Genomic DNA, 23,894 nt, shown 5'->3' with positions numbered 1-23,894 from the left:
GAATCAAAGGCTTGACGCCGCTATCTGAATCGCTAGAATAGCGCCCGTCATCAAGACAATGCGGGAATAGCTCAGTTGGTAGAGCACGACCTTGCCAAGGTCGGGGTCGCGAGTTCGAGTCTCGTTTCCCGCTCCAAATATTGATTCACTGAATCCTCGAAGTTCACTGAGTCAGCAAAAAAAGACGCTTAGGCGTCTTTTTTCGTTTTTGCGGTAGGCAGTCCTTGTTTACCTTTCCGTACTGGAAGTCCGCTTGTCCGAAGCAGGTTTTGCGTCCGGGATCGCACAGCTGTTGCTACTGCAACGGCGGCTGCCGTCAGGGTGGGGCATCCAGGCAAGGTAAGGGCGCGAGCGGCAGAAAAGCCGATAGCCCAGGTTGAACAGCGGCCTCATGAATCGCCATGACAGCGGCGCGACCCACGCACCCAGGCCGGCCGCTCGCCAACTCCAGAGTGTCGCGTCCAGACCCTTGATCCACGTGCCATCGCTGAATCTGGCGTGCAGTAACGACTCCATGTCTTCAAGTGTGAATCCCTGAGAAGTGGCGTCAAAGGCGTCATCACGGATATCCACGAACAAGAGCCGCTCAGGCTTTGCATGGGCGCGCAATGTTCTGACTTCTCGGGCACAGAGCGGGCAGTCACCATCAAAGTAAAGCGTCAGCGGCCAGTCAACTTTCTTGTACATCGCTAGTAGTCTTGTATAGGTTTTTTACACCTTATGCTCAAAAGGCCGTGCTGACAATGGGCGGTGACTGTCGTCCTGGTCTCCAAGGCTCCGACAGTCGCGGATCCAGACACGTGTCATAGCGGCAGTTGCGGCCCAGCGCTTGGGCACACTCGGCCAGCTCGGGCCGGTGCAGCCAGATGGCCAAGGGACCTCGTACACCTTTGCGAGGGCCATTGGCCATGCCATCGAACGACCGGGCATTCGCTCCACGGTTTCGTTGACCACGCTCAAGGATCGTAGAAGCAGCCGCCGGGCGTTGAGTTGGGAGAAAATCCTGTTGGAGACTCTGGAGGAACTGGTGACGGTAGGCGCGTGGAAGGACGCCACGCTGTGGCTGGGGCGGGATTGAAGAGGGGTGCTTCAAAGAGATTCAACAGCAGTGAAGCCAAGGCTAATGATACTTCTCAGGCAGCCCGGCCTCACAGCCGGGCTTCCCATCAGCGCCGCCCGGCGCGGGTACTTACGTCTACCCACACCGCCAGCACCAGAATGCCGCCCTTGACGATCATCTGCCAGTAACTGTCGACGTCGAGCATCGACATGCCGTTGTCGAGACTGGTGATCACCAATGCGCCGAGCAGCGCACCGTAAACAGTGCCTGAACCGCCACGCATGGACGTGCCGCCGATGAAGCATGCGGCGATGGCGTCGAGTTCGCCCATGTTGCCGGCCGAGGGTGAGCCGGCGGCCAGGCGTGCGGTGTTGACCAGCCCGGCGAACGCGCACATCACGCCCATGATGCCGAAGATCCACAGCTTCACGGCCTGTACGTTGATGCCGGACAGGCGCGTGGCTTCCATGTTGCTGCCGACGGCGTAGACCCGGCGTCCGAAGACCGTCTGGCTGGTGACGTAGCTGAACACGCCGAGCAGGACCAGCAACAGCAACACCGGAACGGGGATTCCGTCGTAGCTGTTGAGCACATAGACAAAGCCGCCCAGCACGGCGCCGATCAGCAACACACGCAACACATCACGAATCAGCGAATGTGCCGCCAGCCCGTGCAGCGCTCTGTTGCGCCGCTGTTTCCAGGTCAGGAACAGCGTCAATGCCAGCAACAGAATACCGAGCCCTGTGCCTACCGCATGCGGCAGATAGCCCTGGCCGATATAGACCAGCGACGGCGACACCGGGGCGATGGTCGTGCCGCCGGTGATCCCCAGCAGGACGCCACGAAACGCCAGCATGCCACCCAGCCCGACGATGAAAGAGGGAATCCGCAGGTAGGCAGTCATGTAGCCATTGGCGAGGCCGATCATCAGGCCGCACAAGGCCACCACACTCAGGTTCGCCAGCAGCGGAACGTGGTAAACCACATCCAGAATCGCCGCCAGGCCACCGAGCAGGCCAAGCAATGAGCCCACCGAGAGGTCAATCTCGCCGCTGATGATCACCAGCACCATGCCGCAGGCCAGAATCCCGGTAATGGACATCTGTCGCAGCAGGTTGGACAAGTTGCGCGGGGTGAGGAAGCCGCCCTCGGTCTGCCAACTGAAGAACAGCCAGATAACGGCAATGGCAATCACCAGCGCGAGCATTTTGTAGCGGGTAAAGAACTGTTTGACCTGGTTCATCTACGCAGTCTTCCGGGCATTATTGTGAGGGGCATCGGAGTGGCTGAGTGCAGCGGCGAGCACCTGCTCCTGAGTCAGTTCATGGTTGATGAAGTCGCCGCGTAACTGGCCTTCGCCAATCACCAGTACACGGTCGGACACGCCCAGCACTTCGGCCAGTTCCGAAGACACCATGATGATCGATACACCCTCGGCTGCCAGCGCACCCATCAGCTTGTAAATCTCGTACTTGGCACCGACATCGACGCCGCGGGTGGGCTCGTCGAGAATCAGAACGCGCGGGCGGGTCAGCAGCATCTTCGCCAGCACGGCTTTCTGCTGATTGCCGCCTGACAGGCTGGTGATCGGTAAAAACGGGCTGGCCGTCTTGAGGTGCATGCGCGAGATTTCCCGGTCGATACTGCCCAGCTCGGCTTCAGCGTCGATGCGGGTCATGTTCGAGTAGCTGTCGAGGACCGCGAGGGTGATGTTCTGACCGACACCCAGGTCCGGAATGATGCCCTGGCGCTTGCGGTCTTCGGGGACCATGCACAGGCCGGCGCGGATCGATTTGAGCGGCGTGCGCGTGTCGATCATCTGGCCATCGAGCCACACTTCACCGCTGTATCGACCCGGATAGGCGCCAAACAGGGCGGATACCAGTTCGGTGCGGCCCGCGCCCACCAGCCCGGCGATGCCGAGGATCTCCCCGCGCCTGAGGCTAAACGACACGTCGTCAACCCGCTTGCGCCTGGGGTTATCGACGTCATGGCAGGTGATATGCCGCGCTTCGAAAATCACCTCGCCGACATCATGCGGCTCGGTGGGATAGAGGTTGCTCATTTCGCGTCCGACCATCTGGGTGATGATCTTCGGAATGTCCATGTCCGCCATTGCGGTGGTTGCGATGTGTTTGCCGTCGCGGATGACTGAAATGGTGTCGCACACGGCGGCCACTTCATCGAGTTTGTGCGAGATGTACACGCACGCGACCCCTTTGGCCTTCAGGTCACGAATGATGTCCAGCAGCACCTCGATTTCGGAACGGGTCAGGGCCGAGGAAGGCTCGTCGAGAATCAGCAGGCGCGCCTTCTTGTTCAGCGCCTTGGCGATTTCCACCAGTTGCTGGTAGCCGCCGCCATACTGGGAAACCGGCAGCGCCACGTTCATGTCAGGCACTTTGAGTTCACGCATCAGCGACTCGGCGCGGTGGATCATGGCCGGATAATTCATGCGCCCGCCGGGAAGCGTCAGCTCGTGACCCATGAAGATGTTTTCGGCCACCGACAGGTCCGGGACCAGCGTCAGCTCCTGATGGATGATGACGATCCCGGCCGCTTCCGTTTCGCTGATCGATTGTGCCTTGAGCGGTTGGCCGTCCCACAGGATCTCGCCCTCCCAGGTGCCGTGGGGATAGACCGCCGACAGGACTTTCATCAATGTCGACTTGCCCGCGCCGTTCTCGCCGCACAGGCCGACGCATTCGCCGGGCTTCACTGTTATATCAATGCCGTTGAGCGCTTTTACACCGCCGAAGGATTTGACGATGCCGTTCATTTGCAACAGGTAGTCAAACATGGCGCAGGGCTCTACGAAGGTGTGATGGCTTGGCCTGAGCGGCGACCCTGCCTAACTGCAGGGTCGTGCTCTGGCTTTCAGCGACGTATCAACGATCGAGGCTCATTGCCCGTCAATCTGCGCCTTGGTGTAGAACCCGTCTTTCTCCAGCAGGTCGATGTTGTCCTTGGTCAGCAAGGTCGGGGTCAGCAGCATGGTGTCGACCTTCTTCATGCCATTGTCCGACTGCGAGTCAAACTTCGGTTTCTCATCGTTGCGCACCAGTTGCACGGAGAGCTTGGCGGCTTCCGTGGCAATCAGTTTCAGCGGCTTGTAGACGGTCATGGTCTGCGTGCCATCGATGACCCGCTTGACCGCCGCGAGGTCCGCATCCTGGCCCGAGATAGGGACTTTGCCGGCCAGTTTCTGTGCGGCGAGGGCCTGAATCGCGCCGCCGGCAGTGGCGTCGTTGGAGGCGACGATGCCGTCAATCTTGTTGTTATTGCGGGTCAGGGCATTTTCAACAATGCTCAGGGCTTCGGTAGGGTTCCACTCCTTTACCCACTGCTGGCCGACGATCTTGATGTCACCTCTGTCGATAGCCGGTTGCAGCGCTTTCATCTGGCCTTCACGCAGGATCTTGGCGTTGTTATCGGTGGGCGCGCCGCCGAGCAGGAAGTAATTGCCCTTGGGCGCTGCTTTCAGCACGCCGTTGGCCTGCATCTCGCCGACCTTTTCGTTATCGAAGGAGATGTACGCATCGATATCGGCATTGAGGATCAGCCGGTCATACGACACCACCTTGATCCCGGCCTTTTTGGCTTCGGCAACGGCGTTGGTGAGCACGGTGGCGTTGAACGGCACGATGACGATCACATCGACGCCGCGAGAGATGAGGTTTTCTATCTGCGAGATCTGTTTCTGTTCATTGGCATCCGCCGATTGCACGAAGACCTTGGCGTCCAGCTTTTCCGCCGCAGCAACGAAGTAATCACGGTCGCGTGACCAGCGTTCCAGGCGCAGGTCATCAATGGAAAAACCTATTTTCGGGTGCGCAGAGTCGGCCATGACCGGCAGGGACAGCAAGGCCAGCGCGCCGACGAGCAGCGTACGTTTGAGGGTGTTCATAGGGTGCGTCCTTTTATTGTTGTTTGAGACACTTCTTGACTGAGGGTGATACCGATAGAACTGTAGAGCGTTGCCGGACGTCGCGTATGAAGATTTGTCGCCTGAATGTCACGGCGACGTCCAGCTACGCCGGTCAGGTGTAGATAAAGCGATTGACCACACCTTCGAGCAGTTCCTGGCGGCCACTGACGGCCTGCGGGTTCAACTCGTTGGCGAAGGCGTGTTCGGCGAGCGATGCAAGGCTGAACTCGCCCGCCAGTACCGATTGTCCGAAAGGCTGCTGCCAGCCGGCGTAGCGCTGATCCTTGAAGTGCTGGAGTTTATCGTTCTGCACCATGGCGGCGGCACGCTCCAGCGCCAGGGCAAGGACATCCATCGCGGCGACGTGGCCGTGGAACAGATCGATATCGTCGAGGCTCTGGCGACGCACCTTGGAGTCGAAATTGAAACCGCCATTGGTGAAGCCGCCAGCCTTGAGGATCTCGTAGGTGGCGAGGGTCATCTCTTCGACGCTGTTGGGGAACTGGTCCGTGTCCCAGCCGTTCTGTGGGTCGCCACGGTTGGCGTCGATGCTGCCGAAGATCCCCAGCGAGACCGCCGTGGCGATTTCGTGGTGGAAGCTGTGCCCGGCCAGCGTGGCGTGGTTGGCCTCGATATTGACCTTGATCTCGTTTTCCAGGCCGTACTGCTGTAGAAAGCCGAACAATGTGGCGCTGTCGTAATCGTACTGATGCTTGGTCGGCTCCTGTGGCTTGGGCTCGATCAGCAAGTCACCCTTGAAACCGATCTTGTGCTTGTGTTCAACGACCATGCGCATGAAACGACCGAGTTGTTCGCGTTCACGCTTGAGGTCGGTATTGAGCAGGGTTTCGTAGCCTTCACGACCGCCCCACAATACGTAGTTGGACCCTTTGAGACGCTGGGTGGCATTCATCGCGCTGAACACCTGGGTCGCGGCGTAGGCAAACACTTCAGGGTCCGGGTTGCTGGCAGCGCCTGCGGCGAAACGCGGGTTGCTGAAGCAGTTGGCCGTGCCCCACAGCAGTTTTATGCCGCTCTGTTCCTGATGGCGCTCCAAGTGATCGACCATGTGCGCGAAGTTGTGGCGATACTCCTTCAATGAGGCGCCTTCCGGTGCCACATCGGTGTCGTGGAAGCTGTAGTAATCGATGCCGAGCTTGGAGAAAAACTCGAATGCCGCTTCGGCCTTGCCGATGGCCAGTTCCATCGGGTCACCGGAACCTTGCCATGGGCGCTTGAAGGTGCCGACACCGAACATGTCGGCACCCGGCCATACGAAGGTGTGCCAATAACAGGCCGCCATGCGCAAATGCTCGCGCATGGGTTTGCCGAGGACCAGCCTGTCGGCGTCATAGTGGCGAAAGGCGAGGGGCGAGTCGCTGTCAGGGCCTTCATAGCGAACCCTGTCGACGTCGGGGAAGTACGGCATGAGCGTTTTCCTTATTGTTCTTGGCGGTGTCTGGATACTAGCAACGGCCCAGCGTGCGCTGATTATGAAAATCGCCAACGCACAGTGCGATTTTGAGTGTTGAGATTCGCCGGTCAGCGGCCTAGTCTGTGGCCAACGGCGTCGTGCTTATCGAATCGGCATAAAAACAATGAAAACCGTACCTCCCGTTCACCGTATTGCGCTGTTATTCAACGGCAGCAAGATTTATGACCGCGGTATCATCAGCGGCATCGGCAACTACCTCAGCAGCACCCGGGTGTCCTGGGACCTGTTTCTGGAGGAGGATTTCCTCTGTCGCCTGAAAGGCATCGAGCGCTGGCAGGGCGACGGGATCATTGCCGATTTTGATGACCCGCTGATCGGCGAGGCACTGGCCGGAATCAAATTGCCGGTGGTGGCAGTCGGTGGGTCCTATCAGGACGAACGCGCCTACCCGAAGGGCATTCCTTATGTGGCGACTGACAATCACGCCTTGATCAAGGCGGCCTATGAGCACTTGATTGAGGCCGGGCTGACACGCTTTGCCTGCTTCAGCCTGCCTGAAGCGCAAGCCAATCGTTGGGCCCAGGAGCGCGAGCAGGCCTTTCGCCGCTTGCTGCAACGCGACGGCCTGCACGCCGAGGTCTATCGTGGTCTGGGCACCAGCGCGCCGCTCTGGGACAGCGCCGTAGAACAGCAGATCGCCTGGCTGCAAAGCCTGCCCAAGCCGATCGGCATCATCGCCGTGACCGATGCGCGCGCTCGTCAGCTATTGCAGGCCTGCCTGACCGCCGGAATCGCCGTTCCCGAACAGGTGGCACTGATCGGCATCGACAATGATCCTTTGACCAGAACCCTCACTCGCGTGCCTCTGAGCTCGGTCGTTCAAGGCACCGACACCATGGGTCGCACCGCTGCACGTCTGCTGCACCAGATGTTGCACGGCATGCCGTCCTCGGGCACACACATTCTGATACCGCCGGATACTGTCAACGTGCAGGCGTCGAGTCTGCATCAGCCTTTGGGTGACCCCTATGTCATGCAAGCGCTGCTGTTTATCCGGCAGTACGCGTGCCAAGGCATCAAGACTGCACAGGTAGCCGCCTATGTGGGCGTTTCGCGTTCGTCACTGGAGTCACACTTTCGCCGGGTAAGGGGCTGCAGCGTGCATGACGAGATTCTGCGTTTCAAACTGGCTGCCGCTGCAAACGGACTGGAAAACACCGGGCTGGCCATTGCGGAGATCGCCCGCGATTGCGGTTTTCGGTCTGCGCAATACCTGCACACTGTGTTTCGTCGCGAGTTCGGCTGCACGCCGCGAGAGTACCAGCAGGGTGGAGGTGCTGCGGCGTCATGAACGCTGGAGGCCTGGGCGGTGAGCGACAAGCTTTGAATGCATTCCTTCCTACACCCCTCATAACAGTACCAGTCGGTTCGCTTAAGTTGACAGTTTCCAGGCGTCCGGGCTAAAACATACACCTTGGTACAATTATGAACGAATCACCAGTCTTCACATGCACGATGGGACGTAGGGGATAGAGACTATGCAGTTGCATGAAATATTGACCATTCACCTGCGTATCGATAAGCCGCAATTGCTTTGCGACCCTTCGAAGATGCAGCGCAGCAGCTGTGAAATACAGGGTGGAGAGTTTCGTGGCGAGCGATTGCAGGGGCAGGTACTTCCTGGAGGCAGCCTTTATCTGGTGCCCCAGGGCGACGACCTGGCGCGTGTCAGCCTGTACTACACCTTGTTCACTGATCACGGAGTGAACATAGAGGTAGTAGGCGAGGGGCTCCTGGCAGGGCATGAAACGGACCGGGCGCCTTTGACCGAATCGAGTTTTACGTGCAGCAAGCAGTTCAGCGTGCCTGCCGGTGCGCATGATCACTTGCAGCGGAATCTGTACGTCGGCAGGGTGAGCATCAAGCCGGGGGATGACAGCCTGCGTGTCAGCATTTTTCAGGTCAACGACCGGCAAGCAGACATTGAAAAAAACAGCTGACGTGAAGACGCGCAGCGAGCTTTAATTCTGACGGCGTGGGGCTGGTCTCTCCCTCACGCCGACCTCTTCTTATACAGTCATGCGTTGAGCCAGCTCATCCGGCAAAAAAGCTTAGTCCCTTGCCGACCGCACACTCATAACTCACCGGAGTGCCCACCTGCTGATAACCAGGAACATTCAGTGTCGTCATGCTGAATGTGGCTGTGCCGTTCGAGCGTATCTGATAGCGAATGAATTGCTCGATGGGCTTGTTATCGCGATCGAGGCTGAAGTGAGTGTCCGAAAACGCCAGGGTGCCGTCGGGTGTGATGCGGTAGGCATCGATGCGTTTGCCGCCTTTGGTTTTGGACGGCTCGGCGCCTGCGATCGAGGATTTGCATTGTCCCAGGTCGATCACCACGGCGACCGATTCTCCAGTGTTCAGCGCCTGGGTGATGGCGGAGTAGGTGGGTAGCGCATCGCCTGCGTGAGCGAGGCCTGGCAGTGAAAGAGCAAACAGTGCGGCGGCGTAGCAAGGTTTCATGGCAGCTCCAGGAAGTCAGTCTGAAGGGTGAAAAGACCCGTCCATCTCGCGATTATCGAGCGTCGCGAAACCTACCATAAGCTTCGATTCGGGTGGGCCTTGATAACAGTGGCACCTCTCTGTTCGGAGCATCTTCATCCTTTTTCCTGTTCTGCCGATAGGAATGACGATACTCATTTATTTACCGGTCACGGGAAGGGGATTGAAGATGCTGAGACAGCTGAAAATAGCCGCGCGGACCTCCGCCTGCTTTGCTGTGATGGTGGTGCTGGTGTTCGGGCTTGGTATTTTCAGCATTCAGCAATTGCACGGTATTCGTGAGCAATCGCTTGAAATCGAAAACGACGCGCTTCCAGGGATTGCGCTGGGTGACGATATTGCCCTGGCGGTCGAGAAAACCCGCACCACCGTGGCCAAAATGCTTGCCACGCATGATCTTGCGCAGGTGGCTCAGGCTCACAACGAGTTCCTTGAAAGGAAGGCCGGTTTCCAAAAGGCCGTAGAGGCCTACGACCCGCTGATCACCGATGATGAAGAGCGCGCGATCTTCGAGGGTCTGAAGAGCACTTATCAGGGCTACATCGAGCGTGCCGAGAAGGTCTATACGCTGATCAACGAGAATCAGGCAGAGGCCGGAAGGGCGCTCGTCTGGGGCGAGATGAAGGCCATGGCGGAAAGTATCGAAGCCGCCCTTGGCAAGCTGGAAAAAATCAATGATGACTCCGAAGCCGAATCCAGCGCTGCAGCGACGTCGGTGTATGAAAACGCCCTGATCGTCACTCAGGGGGTTATGTTTCTGACGGTGTTGCTGACCGTATTGCTCGCCTGGCGCCTGACCAAAAGTCTGGCAGTGCCGATCAGTCAGGCGCTGCACAGCTCGGAAACCATTGCTGCGGGCGACCTGCGTCCCAGCGCAATCAACCGTGAGGGCACTGATGAAGCGGCCCTGTTGCTGCAATCGATGGAGCGCATGCGCGGCAATCTGAGCCAGACCCTGACTCAGGTGGGCGATGCCGCTCACCAGCTGGCGTCGGCCACGGAAGAAATGAGCGCCCTGATGGTCAACAGCAACGCCGACCTGGTGGTGCAGAACAGCGAAATCGAAATGGCGGCCACCGCGGTCACCGAGATGAGCCAGGCGGTCGATGAAGTCGCGCGTAATGCGGTGGCCACCTCGGAAGAATCCAAAGCCTCTTCGGTGTCGGCCCGCGAAGGTCAGGAAGAGCTCAATCAAACCGTCCAGTCGATCCTTGAGCTGACCCGCAATGTCGGCACCGCGTCGGTCGAGGCGCAGGCGCTGGCAACCCGCACGCTGGATATCACCAAGGTGCTGGATGTCATTCGCGCGGTGTCCGAGCAAACCAACCTGTTGGCCCTCAACGCTGCCATTGAAGCGGCACGCGCGGGTGATGCCGGACGGGGTTTTGCCGTGGTCGCCGACGAGGTACGCGCTCTGGCACACCGCACCAGCGAATCGACTCGCGAGATCGAAACCACGGTCGGGCACATCCAGCAGGGCACCAAAAGTACCTTGGTTGCGCTTGAAGTCAGTACCGACCAGGCGCAGCGCACCAAACAACAGGCCGAGTCGGCCAATGCTGTGCTGGCCAGCATCGCCAGTTCGGTCATGGTCATCGATGAGCGCAACACGGTAATTGCCAGCGCCTCTGAAGAACAAGCGCTGGTCGCGAGGGAAGTGGACCGCAACCTGGTGCGCATCCGTGACTTGTCGGCACAATCGGCGGTGCGCACCGGCCAGACCGGCAGCGCCAGCCAGTCGCTGGCCGAGCTGGCGAGTGATCTGACGACCACGCTGGGGCAGTTCAAGCTCAGATAACACGCTCCTGTAGCAGGCACGCTCCCGCATCGATTCGCTGTTGTACGGGCAACAGCGAACCGACAATGTGTTCGGCGTTTGCGCCGGTAAAACCGGCTACTGCGCACCCACACCATCCAGCGCAACGGCGTGAAAGCGCCTGCCGCCGGGCCTCGCGCCATAGCCAGGCGCAGCGCACGGCTTTGGGCATGACCTGTGCACTGCCGATCAGGATTGTTTTCCTGAGCCAGCGGAGCCACCCGAATGCCTGATGCCGTCCCGACCTTCAAGACAAACCGCCTGCATGCAATAGGGCGCACACTGTTGATGACCCTGTTGGCCACCAGCCTCGTCGCAACTGCGTATGCCGAGGACAGCGACGTACCTTCGCTGGCGGGCAAACGCATTGCGATCAGCATGACCGGCACCAGTCACTACTTCGATATCAAGACCTTCCAGGCGCAGGTGGCTGAGGTCAAGCGCCTGGGCGGCACGCCCATCACGCTCGATGCCGGTCGCAATGACAAGAACCTGGTCAATCAATTGCAGACCGTGGTCACGCAAAAGCCGGATGCAGTGATCCAGACCCTCGGCACCCTCAGTGTTATCGACCCTTGGCTCAAGCGCATCAGCAAGGCGGGGATTCCGCTGTTCACCATTGATGCGCCATCGCAATACAGCCTCAACAACACCACGTCCGACAACGTGGCCACGGGCAAGGCACTGGCCGGGCAACTGATCAAGGACGCAGGTGGCCAGGGTAATGTGCTGGTGTTCAATGGCTTTTATGGCGTGCCGGTCTGCGCCATTCGTTATGACCAGCTCAAGTTGGCACTCAAGGATCATCCGCAGCTGAAAATCATCGAGCCCGAGTTGCGCGATGTCATTCCCAACACGGTTCAGGACGCCTACTCGCAAGTCTCGGCGTTGCTCAACAAGTACCCCAAAGACACTGTCTCGGCGATCTGGGCCGCTTGGGACATCCCGCAACTGGGCGCCAGCAAGGCACTGATCGATGCCGGCAGAACCGAAATCAAGACCTACGGCGTCGACGGCACACCGGAAGTGCTCGAGCTGATGCGCCGCGACGATTCGCCGGTGGGCGCCGTGGTTGCCCAGCAGCCTGCACTGATCGGCAAGACTGCGGTGCAGAACGTCGCCCGCTACCTGGCCGGACAGCACGATCTGCCGAAGGAGACCCAGGTGCCAACCCTGCTGACGACGGCCGCCAACCTGCCTGACGTGCAAAAGCTCAGAGGCGATAACTGACGCGGGAGATCGATCATGGGATCAGCGATTGCAGACCTTGAAGTGGCGCCACCGGCCTTGCACTTGGCGGGTATCAGCAAGTGCTTTGGCGCAACCCAGGCGCTGGACGGCGTAAACCTTAAGGTCGAGGCCGGAACGATTCACGGGCTGGTGGGAGAAAACGGGGCGGGCAAGTCGACCCTGATCAAGATCCTCGCTGGTATTCATCGTGCCGATGCCGGCAGTTTGAGTATTCACGGCCAGCCGTTCGACAGTTTCACGCCGCGTCAGGTCGAAGCCGCAGGCGTGCATTTCATTCATCAGGAGCGACTGCTGCCGGGCAGCTTCAGCGTCGGCGAGGCACTGTTTTTCGGGCAGGAAATCAAGCGTGGCCCCTTCGTTGATCGCCGCGCCCAGGAGCGCGAAGCGGCAAGGCTTCTGGACGATTACTTTGCCATGCGCCTGCCTGAGGGGGCTTTGGTACGTGACCTGGACAGCGCTCAGCGGCAGATACTGCAGATCACTCGTGCGTTGCTGGCCAGGCCGAAGGTGCTGGTGTTCGATGAGCCGAGTGTGTCACTGGTGAAGCAGGAGGTGGACCGCTTGCTGGGCATTGTCCGCCGCCTGCGCGATGAAGGGCTGACCATTGTCTACATTTCCCACTATTTGCAGGAGATCGAATCGCTGTGTGATCAGGTCACCGTGCTGCGTAACGGACGCGATGTGGCGGTGGTCGATCCGGCACTCACCAGCACCGCGCAGATCGCCCGGCTGATGGTCAATCGGGAGGTCGGCGAGCAATATTTTCGTGCCCGGACATTACCCGGCACGCCCGTGCTTCAACTGCGCGGGCTGGGGGCAGGGTGCTTCTACGACGGCGTTGACCTGAGCGTGCGGCGTGGCGAAGTGCTGGGCCTGACCGGGCTGGTCGGCTCGGGTGCCAAGGAGCTGCTCAAAAGCCTGTTCGGGCTGCTCAAGCCGGATCGCGGCGAACTGTTGTTGAACGGTCAGCCGTTGCAGCTGAAATCACCACGTGACGCGGTACGCCATGGCATCGCGCTGGTCCCCGAGGAGCGCCGCACGCATGGCGTGGCACCGGCGCTTTCGGTGCTGGAGAACATCACGCTGGCCAGCCTGGGGCGCTTCAGCCGCTGGGGATTGCTCGACGCTGCGGCGCAAGCCGGGGAAAGCCAACACCTGATTGATGAACTGGCAATCAAGACCTCAGGTCATGATGCGCCGGTGCACGCGCTCAGCGGTGGCAACCAGCAAAAGGTTGCGCTGGGCAAATGGCTGAGCCGCCATTCGACGTTATACCTGCTGGACGAGCCCAGCGTGGGTGTCGACATCGGCGCCAAGGTGGAGATCTACCGGTTGATTGCCCGGCTTGCGGAGGGCGGTGCAGCGGTGCTGGTGCTGTCGTCGGACTTGCCGGAGCTGATTGGCATCACTCAGCGCATTGTGGTCCTGCACAGAGGACGCATTGCAGGCGAATTCGACTCATTGAGCACCGACAGCGACCAGTTGCTGGCCTGTGCCACGGGCGCCAGTGAAAGCGACCATGACAGCCAATCATGCCCTCCGGAGGCCCATTATGTCCGCGCTTGATCTATCAATCGCACAGGCTGGCGATCCAGCGCAACGCTGGCTCGTGCAACTGGCGCAGCGCGGGTCGTTGCTGGTGTTTCTGGCGATTCTGCTCGGCTTTGCTGTCAGTGCGCCTGACTTCCTCAGCCTCGGCAACATCAGCAACGTGTTCGCCCAGTCAGCAACGCTCGGCATACTCGCGCTGGGCCTGACCTGCGTGGTTATCGGTGGTGGTTCCAATGTGGTCAGCGGCGGCCTGGACCTGTCGCTGGCGGCCAATCTCGGTCTGTGTGCGGCCGTCTACAGCAGCCTGAACAATGCCGGGCTCGATGCCTGGCAAGCGATTGGCCTGACGCTCGGCTGCGGCCTGCTGGTCGGCGCGTTCAACGGTCTGGCGGTGGTGTTTTTACGCTTGCCGCCGTTACTGGCAACGCTGGCGAGCATGAACCTGATTGCCGGCCTGGAACTGGTGCTGACCCAGAACACTGTGCTCGCGACCGACTCGGCATTGCTGGACAGCCTGGCGTCCGGCGTCTGGCTGGGTGTTCCTGCGCTGGCCTGGGTGCTGCTGGGCGTCGCGGCGGTGTTGTGGCTGGTGATTCAGCACAGCGCGTTCGGCTTGCGTCTGTACGCCATCGGTGAATACCCGCAAGCAGCCGAGGCTGCCGGGTTGAATCTGCGGCGCTATGTGTTTGCCAGTTACCTGATTGCCGGAGGCTGCGCCGCGCTGGCTGCATTCTGCTCCGCAGCTTTTTTCAGTGGCAGCACGACCGGTTCCGGTGACATGTTGCTGTCAGTGGTGGCCATTGCCTTTCTCGGCGTGGTGTTCTCGCGGCGTCTGACCGCCAACATTCCCGGCACGCTGTTGGCGACGCTGCTGCTGGGCTTTTTGATCAACGGCTTTCAATTGCTGAACATTTCCAGCTTCTGGGTCAACGGCGTGCAAGGCGTGTTGATTCTGTTGGTGGTGGTATTTTCCGGAGCATTCGGCCGCCGGGAGGGTAAACAATGAATACGCTGACCCTGACGAACTCTTCGACGCTGATCAAGGTTCTGCCGCGCCTGTTGCCAGCGGTCCTGCCGCTGTTGGTGCTGATCATCCTGCTGTTTTTCGCGATCAATGCGCCGGGCTTTCTGAGCTGGGGCAACCTGTCGAGTCTGGTACTGAACAACTTCGTGTTGCTGGCCATCGTGGCAATCGGCATGACCTGGGCTGTTGCGGCTGGCGGTATCGATCTGTCGGTGGGAACGGCGCTGGACTTTGCCAGCCTCGGTTTTGTGGTCACGCTGAATGGCGGTCATGGTCTGGGGGCGGCCATTGCGGTCGCTATGCTGGCAGGTGGCATGGCCGGGGTGTTCAACGCGATGCTGATCGCCGGGCTGCGTATTTCGCCGTTTCTGGCGACGCTGGGTACGCTGTTTATCGGCACCAGCGTGCAGCAGTTGTTATCCGACGGTGGCCAGCCGATCTATATCGCTCAGGGCGTGTTACCGGGGATCAGCGCTGTGCTGATCCTCGGCGTGCCATTGCCGCTGCTGGTGGTCGGGTTGCTGGCAGGACTTTACGGGCTGGTCCTGGCACGCGGGCGTCTGGGGCGGGAAATCCTTGCGCTGGGCACGCAGCCGCAACTGGCGTATTACTCGGGCCTGCCCACGCGACGCATTGCCGTGCAGGTGTTTTTCGCCAGCGCGCTGGCCTGCGCAGTGGCGGGTATCCTGCTCAGCTCGACGGTCAACGCCTACGTGCCGATGTCAGGCAACGCTTACCTGATCAATGCCATCGGTGCCGTGTTCATCGGTACGACGCTCAGCCGTCAAGGGCGTCCGAATATTCCGGGCACACTTTTGGGCGTGCTGTTCATCAACGTGATCGCCAATGGCCTGTTGCTGATCGGCTGGAACTTCTATTGGCAGCAGGTTGCGACCGGGGCGCTGATCTTTCTGGTGCTGGCGTTCAGTTTTACCAGTCGCCACCTGCTGCGTAACGCGGCGTAAGTGCCCCTCAAGCGTTACCTTTACCGCTGCCGATCTGCCAGACAAACGGCGGCTCGGTGCCGTTGATGCGCCAGTCACCGACAATGCGCGCCTTGTAGATCAGCGGATTGTGCGATGCCGCTGTGCGCGCATTACGCCAGTGGCGATCCAGCGCCTTGTTGACGCTGACACCTGAAGCGCCCAGTGCGTTGAACAGATCGCTGGCAGCGCGCAGCACCAGCTCCGAAACGATCACCTGTGCCTTGGCGGTCTCGATTTCGGCGGCGATATTGGCGTCTTTTTCCCGCTGTGGGTCATCTCCGAAGCGTGCCAGGTACGCACGCTGCAACGGCTCGGCGGAGCGCAGCGTTGCGGCCTCGGCGGCGTAAACCTGAGCGGCGATCTGACCGACCACTTGCTGTACTTGTGAGTCCTGGCTGACGCTCCCGGCGTTGCCATGGCTGAAGACGCGTTTGCGATCGCGCACTTCCTGAGCGATGTCGCGTTCGACAGCTCGACCAATCCCGGCCAGCACCGCCAGCAGCACCAATTGATAAAACGCCGTCTGGTATTTGAAGCGTTGCTCGAACGGTATGACGTGTGTGGCCGGCAGCGGTACGTTGTCATAGACCGAGGTGCCGCTGCCGGTGGTGCGCTGGCCGAACCCGTCCCAGTCGTCACTGTGACGCACGCCGGCATGCCTGGCGTCGACGACCGCGATCACATCGGCGCCGGTATCGGAGCGCTGGGCGTAGACGTCTATCCAGTCGGCAAAGATGCTGCCGGTGCTGTAAAACTTGGTGCCGTTGAGCACGAAACCGTCGCCTTGCGGGCTGACTTTGGTAATCACGTCGCCGATTTTCACCGCACCGACTTCGGTCCAGCCGTTACCCACCAGATCCCCGGCCACAAAGCGCGCAAACCACTGGTCACGGTCCGCGCCGGGTGGTGCATTCAGGCGGTCTTCGACGAAAGCGAAGTGCGCGCGCAGGGCTTGCGGAATGTTCGAGTCGGCTTCGGCCAGCTCGATCAGCAGTTGAAACAGCTGGCTGATCGATGCACCCGCACCGCCATATTCGATAGGCACACGCACAGCGCCGAAACCGGCTTTCTGCAGCCAGGCAATCGGCTCATGGGGCAGGGCGCGAGCTTTTTCGCGTTCGACGCTGCCAGCGCCAATCTCACGGAAGATCGGGCGAAATCGGTTGGCCAGGGTTTCGTAATCGGTCCCCAGCGAGAGCGGGTTTGAGCCGGTTGTTTGAGTCATGCAGTACTCCTGAGCACGAAGAGATCGGCACATGGGCCGGTGGAAGGTTCGCCAGGCTCTCTGCATGCTTTGTGCCTGAATGTAACTGACTGATTTTAATGATTTATTTATGAGTCGCTGTTTTTCTTGTTGATCAGCCAACAGTGGCATGACCGCTGGCTGGCCAATCGCACAGCGTTGTCAGCCATGCCGGCAGCTCGTCGGCCTTGGAATACCTGTGTCTGCGCTGGATGTGCTCTGAGTGCGCCGCTGTTCGGCCAGCAACAGCGATCGAACATTTTGCTCTGCGGGGTGCCGTCATTCATGAGCTGATATGTTCAAGTTATTGATTTTAAATGAATTATTTTTCGGCACGGGCTGTGCAATGTTCAGGGTCAAGCGTGTTGAGTGTTTTCAACCTGTCGCCAACGAGCAGGAGCCTGTCCATGAGTTTTCCTTCCTCTCTTCCCACTGCCGCACCTCTCGCCGCGCACGTCATTGGTTCGGATGCCGAAGCCATCGAAGTGGCCAGGGCACTGGCCGGTCGATTCGCTGAGGAAGCTTCAGCGCGTGATCGCGAACGGCGTCTGCCAGTCGCCGAGCTGGATGAGTTTTCCGCCAGCGGACTGTGGGCCATTACCGTACCCAAGGCCTACGGCGGTGCGGGCGTTTCCTATGTCACCGTCGCGGAAGTGATCAAGCTTATTTCTGCCGCCGACCCTTCACTCGGGCAAATCCCGCAGAACCATCTGGGCGTGCTCGATATCCTCTTGCAGACCGGCACCGAGGAGCAGAAACGCCACTACTTCGGCAAGGCGCTGGCCGGCTACCGCTTCGGCAATGCGTTCTCCGAGTCGAAAAGCAAGAACGCCGGCGCCTTTCAGACCCGGATTCGCTTTGAGGGCGAGCACGCGGTGCTGGATGGCGAAAAGTTCTACTGCACGGGCGCACTGTTTGCGCACCTCGTGCCGGTTTCAGGCGTCAACGAGCAGAATCAGGCGTTCATCGCCTTCGTCGAACGCGACAATCCGGGCCTGACCATCATCGATAACTGGGACGGTTTCGGGCAGCGCACCACGGCCAGCGGCGGGGCTGTTTTGAAGGCCGTTCGCGTACCGTCGAGTGCGGTGATCCCGGCGTATCGCGCTTTCGACGAACCGACGGCCAATGGGCCGATTTCGCAGATCATTCAGGCCGCGGTGGACACCGGCATTGCTCACGGCGCGTTCGAGGAAACCCTGAAGCACGCCCGGTTGGCGCGGCCATGGATCGACAGCAAGCAGGATTTCGGCTGGCAGGACCCGTTCAGCATTGCCGCCATCGGCGACTTGCAGTGGCGCCTGCACGGCACCGACGCGATCCTCGCCAAAGCCGGGCAGGCCATCGACCACGCCCTGGCCGAACCCAGTGAAGCCAGCGTTGCACAGGCCTCGGTGATTGTCGCCCAGGCCAAGGTGCTGTCGGCGCAGATTGCCTTGCTCGCCGGCAGCCAGCTGTTCGAACTGGCCGGCACCCGCTCGGTGCTCGGCAAACTCAATCTCGACCGCCACTGGCGAAATGCGCGGACCCACACGCTGCATGACCCGGCGCGCTGGAAATATCACCTGATCGGCAATCAGGTGCTCAACGGCATTGCACCGCCACGCCACGCCTGGAACTGATCAAGGAGTATGCCCATGACGCATCCCGCTATTACCGCACAACTGGCGGTCGCCGCCGAAGACCTTGATCAGGCGCGCCAGGGCCTGCAAGACACCCTCGATTACCTGCGTGAGCACGGTCGGCCGTGGTCGCTCAGTGGTCTGCAGCGCGTGGTCGATGACCCTTATGTGATCAGCAAGGTCGGGGACCTGCAGATTCGTCTGGACGTCGCCGCCGCGCTGCTGGAGCGCGCCGGGCATCTGGACGCTTCGGCCGAGCAACACCTGATCGCCAGCAGCGAGGCGGTCATTGCCAGCGCCGAGGCTCTGCAGGCGGTGGGCAATATTCAGTACGAATTGACCGGGCAGCGCCCGTTATTGCCACCCCCGGCCGGCCGTGAGCCGCTGCGCTGGCACTATCAGGTTATCGGCAATCAACGCCTCAACGGCGTGGTTCCGCCACAGCTTCAGGAGTAAGTGCATGCCTCGCCAAATCCGCCTTAATGCGTTTGACATGAACTGCGTCGGCCATCAATCGCCGGGCCTCTGGGCACATCCGCGTGACCGTTCCTGGCAGTACAAGGACCTCGAATACTGGACTGATCTGGCGAAAATTCTCGAACGCGGCAAGTTCGATGGTTTGTTCATTGCCGATGTGCTGGGCATTTACGACGTCTATCGCGGCAACGGTGAGGCGGCATTTCGCCAGGCTACTCAGGTGCCGGTCAACGACCCGTTGCAGCTCATCCCGCCCATGGCGCTGGTGACCGAACATTTGGGCTTCGGCCTGACCGCGTCGCTGTCGTTCGAACATCCCTATCCGTTTGCCCGTCGCCTGTCGACGCTGGATCACCTGACCAAGGGGCGTGCGGGCTGGAATATCGTCACCTCGTATCTGGAAAGCGGTGCGAAGAACCTGGGCCAGAAAACCCTGACCGAACATGACGCGCGCTACGACTACGCGGAGGAGTATCTGGAGGTTTGTTACAAACTCTGGGAAGGCAGCTGGGAAGACGGCGCGATTCTGCGTGACCGGGAGCGCCGCGTATTCAGTGATCCGACCAAAATCCACGAGATTCGCCATGTCGGCAAACACTTCCAGGTGCCTGGCATCCATTTGTGCGAGCCGTCGCCGCAACGCACGCCTGTGCTCTATCAGGCCGGCGCTTCAAGTCGCGGCAAGCAGTTCGCCGCCGAGCACGCCGAATGCGTTTTCGTTGCAGCGCCCTCGAAAGTCCTGCTGAAAAAGACCGTGGCCGATATCCGCCGGCGCACCGCAGAGGCCGGTCGCGACCCGTCCGAGGTGCTGATTTTCAATTTGCAGACGGTGATCCTCGGCGAGACGGATGCCAAGGCCAGGGCCAAATTCGAGGAATACAAAAGCTGGGTCAGTTATGAGGGCGCGATGGCCTTGATTTCCGGCTGGACCGGTATCGACTTCAGCCAGTTCAAGCCCGACGAACCCCTTCGTCACGTTCACACCAATGCCATTCAGTCGGCGGTCGAGACCTTTTCCAGTGCAGACCCGAACACGATATGGACACCGCAGGCACTGGCCGATTGGGTCGGAATCGGTGGCTTCGGCCCGCTGTTTGTCGGCAGCCCGGAAACGGTGGCGGATCTGCTGCAGGAGTGGGTTGAAGAAACCGACGTTGACGGGTTCAACCTGGCGTACGCGCTGACCCATGAAACCTTCATCGATGCGGTCGAGCTGTTGGTGCCTGAGCTTCAGAAGCGCGGCGTCTACAAGACCGAATACGCCAAAGGCACGTTGCGCGAAAAGCTGTTTGGCGATGGGCCGCGTCTGGAAGCAAGTCATCCGGGCGCTGCCTTCCGTGACCTGGCTGCGCTGCAGAGCAACCGGCAGACGAAGAGTGCCTGAGGTGTGATGACTGTCGTTGCGCAGGCTGCGTGGCTCAGATTTGTGACGCGGAGCGTCACGACAGGCATTCCCACGCTGGAGCGTGAGGAACGATCGTCCTGTAACTATCGTACCCATGCTCCGCACAGGACCGGTCACAACTCCAGCTTGTAGCCCACCCCGTACAGCGACTGGATCGGGTCCTGACCCGGGCAGGCCTGCTCCAGTTTGCGGCGCAGGTTGCGGATGTGGCTGTCCACGGTGCGGTCGGTCACTACGCGGTGATCCGAGTAGAGCCTGTCCAGCAAGTGGTCACGGGAGAAGACCCGGCCCGGTGAGCGGGCGAAGGTCGCCAGCAGACGCAGTTCCACCGGGGTCAGGTCCAGGGTGATACCGTTGAACGAGGCTTGGTAATGCGCTTCGTCCACCTGCAAACCCTTGGGCGTGTGCGGCTCGCTGGAAGCGCTCCGACGCAGGATGGCTTTGACGCGAGCGACCATCTCACGGGGGCTGAACGGTTTGCAGATGTAGTCGTCGGCACCGAGGTCCAGGCCGAGCAATCGGTCGATTTCCTCGACGCGTGCGGTGATCATCACAATGGGCACGTCGCTGAAGCTGCGCAGCTCCTTGCAGATGTCCATGCCATCGCGGCCAGGCAGCATGATGTCGAGCAGGATCAGTTGTGGCGCGTTCGCTCTGACAGCGGGCACAACGTCCAGCCCGTTACTCAGGCAGTGGGTCGAATACCCGGCCGCGATCAGATAGTCGCGCATCAGCGACGCCAGCTTGGGCTCGTCTTCGACAATGAGAATCGGTGTTTCAACGCTTGTAGCGGTCATGGGCGCAAGTGTCCGGGCAGGCACAGGGTCAGCCAGAGGCCGCCTGTGGGCGAATGGTCGGCGCTCAGGCTGCCGCCGTGGGCGAGGGCGATGCTGTGACAGATCGCCAACCCCAGACCCGCACCGCCGCTGGCGCGGTTACGTGAAGTTTCACCGCGATAGAAACGTTCGAACAGTCTGGGCAGTTGCTGCGGGTCGACGCCGGGGCCGGAATCCATCACATCGACGCGCACCTCATCACCCAGCAGGGCAGCACGCACGTGCACTGTGCCACCGGCATCGGTGTAGCGCACCGAGTTTTCCAGAAGGTTGCTGATCAATTGCTGCAGGCGTCCCGGGTCTGCGTGCACCGGTAGAGCTCCGCCAGCAAGCTCCAGCTGCAAATGTAACTGACGGGCTGCGCAACGCTCTTCGAACATGTCGGTGATATTCGTCAGCAGCTCCGCCAGATCACAGTCGACCTTGCGGTAGGTCAGGGCGCCCACATCCGCCAGGGACAGCTCATACAGATCATCCACCAGCTTGCTGAGCATGCCGACTTCGCCCTGCAAAGACTTCATCGACGCCTGATCCAGTGTGCGCACGCCATCCTCGATGGCTTCCAGTTCGCCACGCAGGACCGACAGCGGGGTGCGCAGCTCATGGGACACATCGGCCATGAATTCGCGGCGCATCTTCTCATTGCGCTCCAGGGTGTACGCCAACTGGTTGAAGTCGCGCGCCAGTTGACCGACCTCGTCGTTCGAGGAAACCGCCACGCGGCTGGCGTATTCACCTGCGGCAAGGCGATGGGTTGCCGCGGCCACACGTTTGACCGGATCAAGCAGGGTGCGCGCGATCCACCAGGCAATCAGCACCGCCAGCAGCAGCGACAGCACGCCCATCGCCAGGCTGGCACGCAACTGGTACTGCTGAAAGCGCTCGCCACCGGCTTCGCTGACACTTTGAAAGGGCGTGACCGCCATCCAGCCGACGATTTTGCCGTCGACTTCCACCGGGCGCATGAACTCATCGTCATGGACCCCTGGAAAGCCCATCACCAGGTTCTTCTGCGCATCCAGCAGCGCGATCCGGAACACTGCGCCGGTCAGGTCGGAGGTAGGCGGCGTCGCCAGCCCGGGGATGGCGAAATCCTGCGCCGGCTCCGGGCGCATCACTTCGAACCAGCGATCCTTGTTGTCACGCATGAATTCCCAACTGCCTTCGCGCGCATAGGCAGCGGCCAGCCGTGGCAGGACCGGCGACATGCGCTGCATGGCCTGTTCGTTGAGGTAACCCAGAAAGCCGCGGGCAAAGCTCCAGTTCGCGGTCAGGCCCATGATCAGGATGACTGACAGCACGCTGGCCAATACCGCGACAAAGAGTTTGGTGGAGATGCTCGATTTCATGAAGGCTCGGGGTTTCCCTGAAGACGGCGTCCATTTAGGCCCTCGCGACGGCAAGTTTCAAGTCAACGCGGCAATCTTCAATTTTCCTGCACATTTGCCTCGCACTCTGGCGTCAGGCTTTCGCCACAACGTCCTGAGGCAATCATGTCGAGCAAGATTTTCGCCAAATACCTGATGACTTTGACCTTTGTCATCTACGCAGCCCTTATCGGTCTTCTGAGCGGTTGTTCAGACGGCAATTCGCCGCCTGCTGCGGAGAAACCGAGCGTGTCGGTGGTCACCGTCAAACCGCGCAGCCAATCGCTGACCACCGAGCTGGCGGGGCGCACCAAAGCGTACATGGTTGCCGAGATACGGCCTCAGGTCAGTGGCATCGTGCAGCAGCGACTGTTCGTCGAAGGCGCCGAAATCAAGGCTGGTCAGCCGTTGTACCAACTCGACAGCGCGACCTACCAGGCGGCTCTGGCAGAGTCGCAGGCCACGCTCGCCAAGTCCCGTGCCACGCTCAAGTCCGCACAGGCCACCGCCAAACGCGATGTGCAACTGGCCAAGATCGATGCCATCAGCCAGCAGGATAAAGAAGACGCCGAGGCCAGCCTGCTGACTGCCGCCGCCGAGGTGAAAGTGGCGGAGGCCGATGTGCAGACCGCACGCATCAATCTGGCCTACACACGGATTACCGCACCTATCAGCGGCCGCATCGAGACCTCGACCGTGACCCCCGGTGCATTGGTGGTGGCCCAGCAGGACACTGCGCTGACCACGGTTCAGCAACTGGACCCGATTTACGTCGACGTCACCCAGTCCACCACCGAGTTGCTGCGTCTCAAGCGCGACCTGGCCAGCGGCAAGCTGCAAACCAACAGCGACGGGGAAGCCCGAATCACCCTCAAGCTGGATGACGGCAGCACCTACAGCCAGGAAGGCCGCCTGCAATTCAGCGGGGTCAGCGTCAATGAGGGCACCGGCACGGTGACGCTGCGTGCCAGCTTTGCCAATCCGGAGCGGCTGTTGCTGCCCGGCATGTACGTGGTGGCGGTGCTGGAGCAGGCGCAGGATCAGAATGCGATCCTGATTCCGCAGAAGGCCGTCACCCGCAGTGCCAGTGGCCAGACCACGGTGTTGCTGGTGGTTGACGGCAAGATCGAGCAGCGGGTGATCAGCGTCGACCGCACGGTGGGCAACCAGTGGTGGGTGAGCAGCGGGCTCAAGGCCAATGATCAAGTCGTGGTCGAAGGCGGACAGAAAACCCCGGTAGGCACCGAAATTACTGTGCAGAGCGCTGACAACGCCGATTCGCCAGCGTCTGGTACTGCGGCCACTGCCGCTGCCGTGAAGGAGGGCTGAAT

At 60.5% G+C, this 23,894-nt stretch carries 21 protein-coding genes, 1 tRNA gene and 1 pseudogene; 14 read left to right on the top strand and 9 right to left on the bottom strand.

The window, feature by feature from the left end; genetic code table 11:
- Window positions 1-60: 60 nt before the first annotated feature.
- A tRNA-Gly gene (locus tag PI739_RS20065) sits at window positions 61-136 on the top strand.
- 92 nt (window positions 137-228) lie between these two features.
- Here the strand turns inward: PI739_RS20065 and PI739_RS20060 are convergent.
- Window positions 229-687 (bottom strand): thiol-disulfide oxidoreductase DCC family protein, encoded by a 459-nt coding sequence (locus tag PI739_RS20060; RefSeq protein WP_054080988.1) that lies wholly within the window; start codon window positions 685-687, stop codon window positions 229-231.
- Window positions 688-829: 142 nt separating this feature from the next.
- On the opposite strand from PI739_RS20060, the gene PI739_RS20055 reads away from it, so the two are divergent.
- Window positions 830-1,078, top strand: a complete 249-nt coding sequence (locus PI739_RS20055) for a hypothetical protein (protein WP_046719330.1) — start codon at window positions 830-832, stop codon at window positions 1,076-1,078.
- An 88-nt stretch (window positions 1,079-1,166) separates the two neighbouring features.
- Here PI739_RS20055 and PI739_RS20050 read toward each other — a convergent pair whose 3' ends face one another.
- The 4 genes from PI739_RS20050 to xylA form a co-directional block, all read right to left on the bottom strand.
- A complete protein-coding gene (locus PI739_RS20050) occupies window positions 1,167-2,303 on the bottom strand; it encodes a sugar ABC transporter permease (protein ID WP_046719331.1) in 1,137 nt (378 codons plus the stop codon).
- A complete protein-coding gene (xylG, locus tag PI739_RS20045) occupies window positions 2,304-3,860 on the bottom strand; it encodes a D-xylose ABC transporter ATP-binding protein (RefSeq protein WP_271352139.1) in 1,557 nt (518 codons plus the stop codon).
- 102 nt (window positions 3,861-3,962) lie between these two features.
- Window positions 3,963-4,967: a D-xylose ABC transporter substrate-binding protein gene (gene xylF, locus PI739_RS20040; RefSeq protein ID WP_271352138.1), complete on the bottom strand. Its 1,005-nt coding sequence runs from the start codon at window positions 4,965-4,967 to the stop codon at window positions 3,963-3,965.
- A gap of 133 nt (window positions 4,968-5,100) precedes the next feature.
- Window positions 5,101-6,417 (bottom strand): xylose isomerase, encoded by a 1,317-nt coding sequence (gene xylA / locus PI739_RS20035; protein WP_271352137.1) that lies wholly within the window; start codon window positions 6,415-6,417, stop codon window positions 5,101-5,103.
- Window positions 6,418-6,586: 169 nt separating this feature from the next.
- Between xylA and PI739_RS20030 the strand changes: the two genes are divergently transcribed.
- Both PI739_RS20030 and PI739_RS20025 read left to right on the top strand, forming a co-directional pair.
- Entirely contained in the window at window positions 6,587-7,774 is a 1,188-nt protein-coding gene (locus PI739_RS20030; protein ID WP_003364299.1) for a XylR family transcriptional regulator, read from the top strand.
- Between the two features lie 178 nt (window positions 7,775-7,952).
- The gene (locus PI739_RS20025) at window positions 7,953-8,423 is read left to right on the top strand and encodes a DUF3237 family protein (RefSeq protein WP_032609756.1); all 471 of its coding nucleotides are present in this window, start codon (window positions 7,953-7,955) and stop codon (window positions 8,421-8,423) included.
- A 94-nt stretch (window positions 8,424-8,517) separates the two neighbouring features.
- Here PI739_RS20025 and PI739_RS20020 read toward each other — a convergent pair whose 3' ends face one another.
- Entirely contained in the window at window positions 8,518-8,946 is a 429-nt protein-coding gene (locus PI739_RS20020; protein ID WP_003364296.1) for a VirK family protein, read from the bottom strand.
- Between the two features lie 163 nt (window positions 8,947-9,109).
- Between PI739_RS20020 and PI739_RS24965 the strand changes: the two are divergent.
- The 6 genes and pseudogenes from PI739_RS24965 to PI739_RS19995 all read left to right on the top strand — a co-directional run.
- Window positions 9,110-9,631 (top strand): annotated as a pseudogene (locus PI739_RS24965) (MCP four helix bundle domain-containing protein); the annotation flags it as partial.
- Complete coding sequence (locus PI739_RS20015) at window positions 9,605-10,783, top strand: methyl-accepting chemotaxis protein (RefSeq protein ID WP_408637180.1); 1,179 nt, start codon at window positions 9,605-9,607, stop codon at window positions 10,781-10,783. The pseudogene PI739_RS24965 and the gene PI739_RS20015, both read left to right, overlap by 27 nt.
- A gap of 243 nt (window positions 10,784-11,026) precedes the next feature.
- Window positions 11,027-12,031: a sugar ABC transporter substrate-binding protein gene (locus PI739_RS20010; protein WP_271352136.1), complete on the top strand. Its 1,005-nt coding sequence runs from the start codon at window positions 11,027-11,029 to the stop codon at window positions 12,029-12,031.
- 15 nt (window positions 12,032-12,046) lie between these two features.
- Window positions 12,047-13,618 carry a sugar ABC transporter ATP-binding protein gene (locus PI739_RS20005; RefSeq protein WP_271352135.1) on the top strand — a complete coding sequence of 524 codons (1,572 nt, stop codon included), beginning with the start codon at window positions 12,047-12,049 and terminating at the stop codon, window positions 13,616-13,618.
- Window positions 13,605-14,609 (top strand): ABC transporter permease, encoded by a 1,005-nt coding sequence (locus PI739_RS20000; RefSeq protein ID WP_271352134.1) that lies wholly within the window; start codon window positions 13,605-13,607, stop codon window positions 14,607-14,609. Before PI739_RS20005 ends, PI739_RS20000 begins: the two co-directional genes overlap by 14 nt.
- Entirely contained in the window at window positions 14,606-15,592 is a 987-nt protein-coding gene (locus PI739_RS19995; protein WP_187809533.1) for an ABC transporter permease, read from the top strand. The genes PI739_RS20000 and PI739_RS19995 overlap by 4 nt, the downstream gene beginning before the upstream one ends.
- 7 nt (window positions 15,593-15,599) lie before the next feature.
- On the opposite strand, the gene PI739_RS19990 is transcribed toward PI739_RS19995, so the two are convergent.
- On the bottom strand, window positions 15,600-16,838 hold the full coding sequence (locus tag PI739_RS19990) for an acyl-CoA dehydrogenase family protein (protein ID WP_054080980.1): 1,239 nt from the start codon (window positions 16,836-16,838) through the stop codon (window positions 15,600-15,602).
- Window positions 16,839-17,263: 425 nt separating this feature from the next.
- On the opposite strand from PI739_RS19990, the gene PI739_RS19985 reads away from it, so the two are divergent.
- Genes PI739_RS19985 through PI739_RS19975 form a run of 3 tightly spaced genes read left to right on the top strand, consistent with a single transcriptional unit; the run spans window position 17,264 to window position 20,339 of the window.
- Window positions 17,264-18,478, top strand: a complete 1,215-nt coding sequence (locus PI739_RS19985; protein ID WP_271352133.1) for an SfnB family sulfur acquisition oxidoreductase — start codon at window positions 17,264-17,266, stop codon at window positions 18,476-18,478.
- Window positions 18,479-18,493: 15 nt separating this feature from the next.
- The gene (locus PI739_RS19980) at window positions 18,494-18,934 is read left to right on the top strand and encodes an acyl-CoA dehydrogenase (RefSeq protein WP_271352132.1); all 441 of its coding nucleotides are present in this window, start codon (window positions 18,494-18,496) and stop codon (window positions 18,932-18,934) included.
- Between the two features lie 4 nt (window positions 18,935-18,938).
- Complete coding sequence (locus PI739_RS19975; protein ID WP_271352131.1) at window positions 18,939-20,339, top strand: LLM class flavin-dependent oxidoreductase; 1,401 nt, start codon at window positions 18,939-18,941, stop codon at window positions 20,337-20,339.
- A gap of 134 nt (window positions 20,340-20,473) precedes the next feature.
- Here the strand turns inward: PI739_RS19975 and PI739_RS19970 are convergent, their stop codons facing one another.
- Both PI739_RS19970 and baeS read right to left on the bottom strand, forming a co-directional pair.
- Window positions 20,474-21,157 carry a response regulator gene (locus PI739_RS19970; RefSeq protein ID WP_065349752.1) on the bottom strand — a complete coding sequence of 228 codons (684 nt, stop codon included), beginning with the start codon at window positions 21,155-21,157 and terminating at the stop codon, window positions 20,474-20,476.
- The gene (gene baeS, locus PI739_RS19965) at window positions 21,154-22,545 is read right to left on the bottom strand and encodes a sensor histidine kinase efflux regulator BaeS (RefSeq protein WP_058417382.1); all 1,392 of its coding nucleotides are present in this window, start codon (window positions 22,543-22,545) and stop codon (window positions 21,154-21,156) included. Before baeS ends, PI739_RS19970 begins: the two co-directional genes overlap by 4 nt.
- A 144-nt stretch (window positions 22,546-22,689) precedes the next feature.
- Here baeS and PI739_RS19960 point away from each other — a divergent pair, with 144 nt between their 5' ends.
- On the top strand, window positions 22,690-23,892 hold the full coding sequence (locus tag PI739_RS19960; RefSeq protein WP_271352130.1) for an efflux RND transporter periplasmic adaptor subunit: 1,203 nt from the start codon (window positions 22,690-22,692) through the stop codon (window positions 23,890-23,892).
- Window positions 23,893-23,894: the final 2 nt, after the last annotated feature.

Source organism: Pseudomonas cerasi (assembly GCF_027983475.1).
Classification (GTDB): domain Bacteria; phylum Pseudomonadota; class Gammaproteobacteria; order Pseudomonadales; family Pseudomonadaceae; genus Aquipseudomonas; species Aquipseudomonas cerasi.
This window is presented reverse-complemented; position numbering and strand designations above follow the sequence as displayed.

What these genes read in the sequence shown, in the direction of transcription:
- PI739_RS19980 (WP_271352132.1), top strand. Translation starts at nt 18,494, where the DNA reads ATGACGCATCCCGCTATTACCGCACAACTGGCGGTCGCCGCCGAAGAC.
- xylA (WP_271352137.1), bottom strand. Translation starts at nt 6,417, where the DNA reads ATGCCGTACTTCCCCGACGTCGACAGGGTTCGCTATGAAGGCCCTGAC.
- PI739_RS20005 (WP_271352135.1), top strand. Translation starts at nt 12,047, where the DNA reads ATGGGATCAGCGATTGCAGACCTTGAAGTGGCGCCACCGGCCTTGCAC.
- PI739_RS20020 (WP_003364296.1), bottom strand. Translation starts at nt 8,946, where the DNA reads ATGAAACCTTGCTACGCCGCCGCACTGTTTGCTCTTTCACTGCCAGGC.
- xylF (WP_271352138.1), bottom strand. Translation starts at nt 4,967, where the DNA reads ATGAACACCCTCAAACGTACGCTGCTCGTCGGCGCGCTGGCCTTGCTG.
- PI739_RS20015 (WP_408637180.1), top strand. Translation starts at nt 9,605, where the DNA reads ATGAAGGCCATGGCGGAAAGTATCGAAGCCGCCCTTGGCAAGCTGGAA.
- PI739_RS19970 (WP_065349752.1), bottom strand. Translation starts at nt 21,157, where the DNA reads ATGACCGCTACAAGCGTTGAAACACCGATTCTCATTGTCGAAGACGAG.
- xylG (WP_271352139.1), bottom strand. Translation starts at nt 3,860, where the DNA reads ATGTTTGACTACCTGTTGCAAATGAACGGCATCGTCAAATCCTTCGGC.
- PI739_RS19995 (WP_187809533.1), top strand. Translation starts at nt 14,606, where the DNA reads ATGAATACGCTGACCCTGACGAACTCTTCGACGCTGATCAAGGTTCTG.
- PI739_RS20030 (WP_003364299.1), top strand. Translation starts at nt 6,587, where the DNA reads ATGAAAACCGTACCTCCCGTTCACCGTATTGCGCTGTTATTCAACGGC.
- PI739_RS20000 (WP_271352134.1), top strand. Translation starts at nt 13,605, where the DNA reads ATGTCCGCGCTTGATCTATCAATCGCACAGGCTGGCGATCCAGCGCAA.
- PI739_RS20060 (WP_054080988.1), bottom strand. Translation starts at nt 687, where the DNA reads ATGTACAAGAAAGTTGACTGGCCGCTGACGCTTTACTTTGATGGTGAC.
- baeS (WP_058417382.1), bottom strand. Translation starts at nt 22,545, where the DNA reads ATGAAATCGAGCATCTCCACCAAACTCTTTGTCGCGGTATTGGCCAGC.
- PI739_RS19975 (WP_271352131.1), top strand. Translation starts at nt 18,939, where the DNA reads ATGCCTCGCCAAATCCGCCTTAATGCGTTTGACATGAACTGCGTCGGC.
- PI739_RS20010 (WP_271352136.1), top strand. Translation starts at nt 11,027, where the DNA reads ATGCCTGATGCCGTCCCGACCTTCAAGACAAACCGCCTGCATGCAATA.
- PI739_RS19985 (WP_271352133.1), top strand. Translation starts at nt 17,264, where the DNA reads ATGAGTTTTCCTTCCTCTCTTCCCACTGCCGCACCTCTCGCCGCGCAC.
- PI739_RS19960 (WP_271352130.1), top strand. Translation starts at nt 22,690, where the DNA reads ATGTCGAGCAAGATTTTCGCCAAATACCTGATGACTTTGACCTTTGTC.
- PI739_RS20050 (WP_046719331.1), bottom strand. Translation starts at nt 2,303, where the DNA reads ATGAACCAGGTCAAACAGTTCTTTACCCGCTACAAAATGCTCGCGCTG.
- PI739_RS19990 (WP_054080980.1), bottom strand. Translation starts at nt 16,838, where the DNA reads ATGACTCAAACAACCGGCTCAAACCCGCTCTCGCTGGGGACCGATTAC.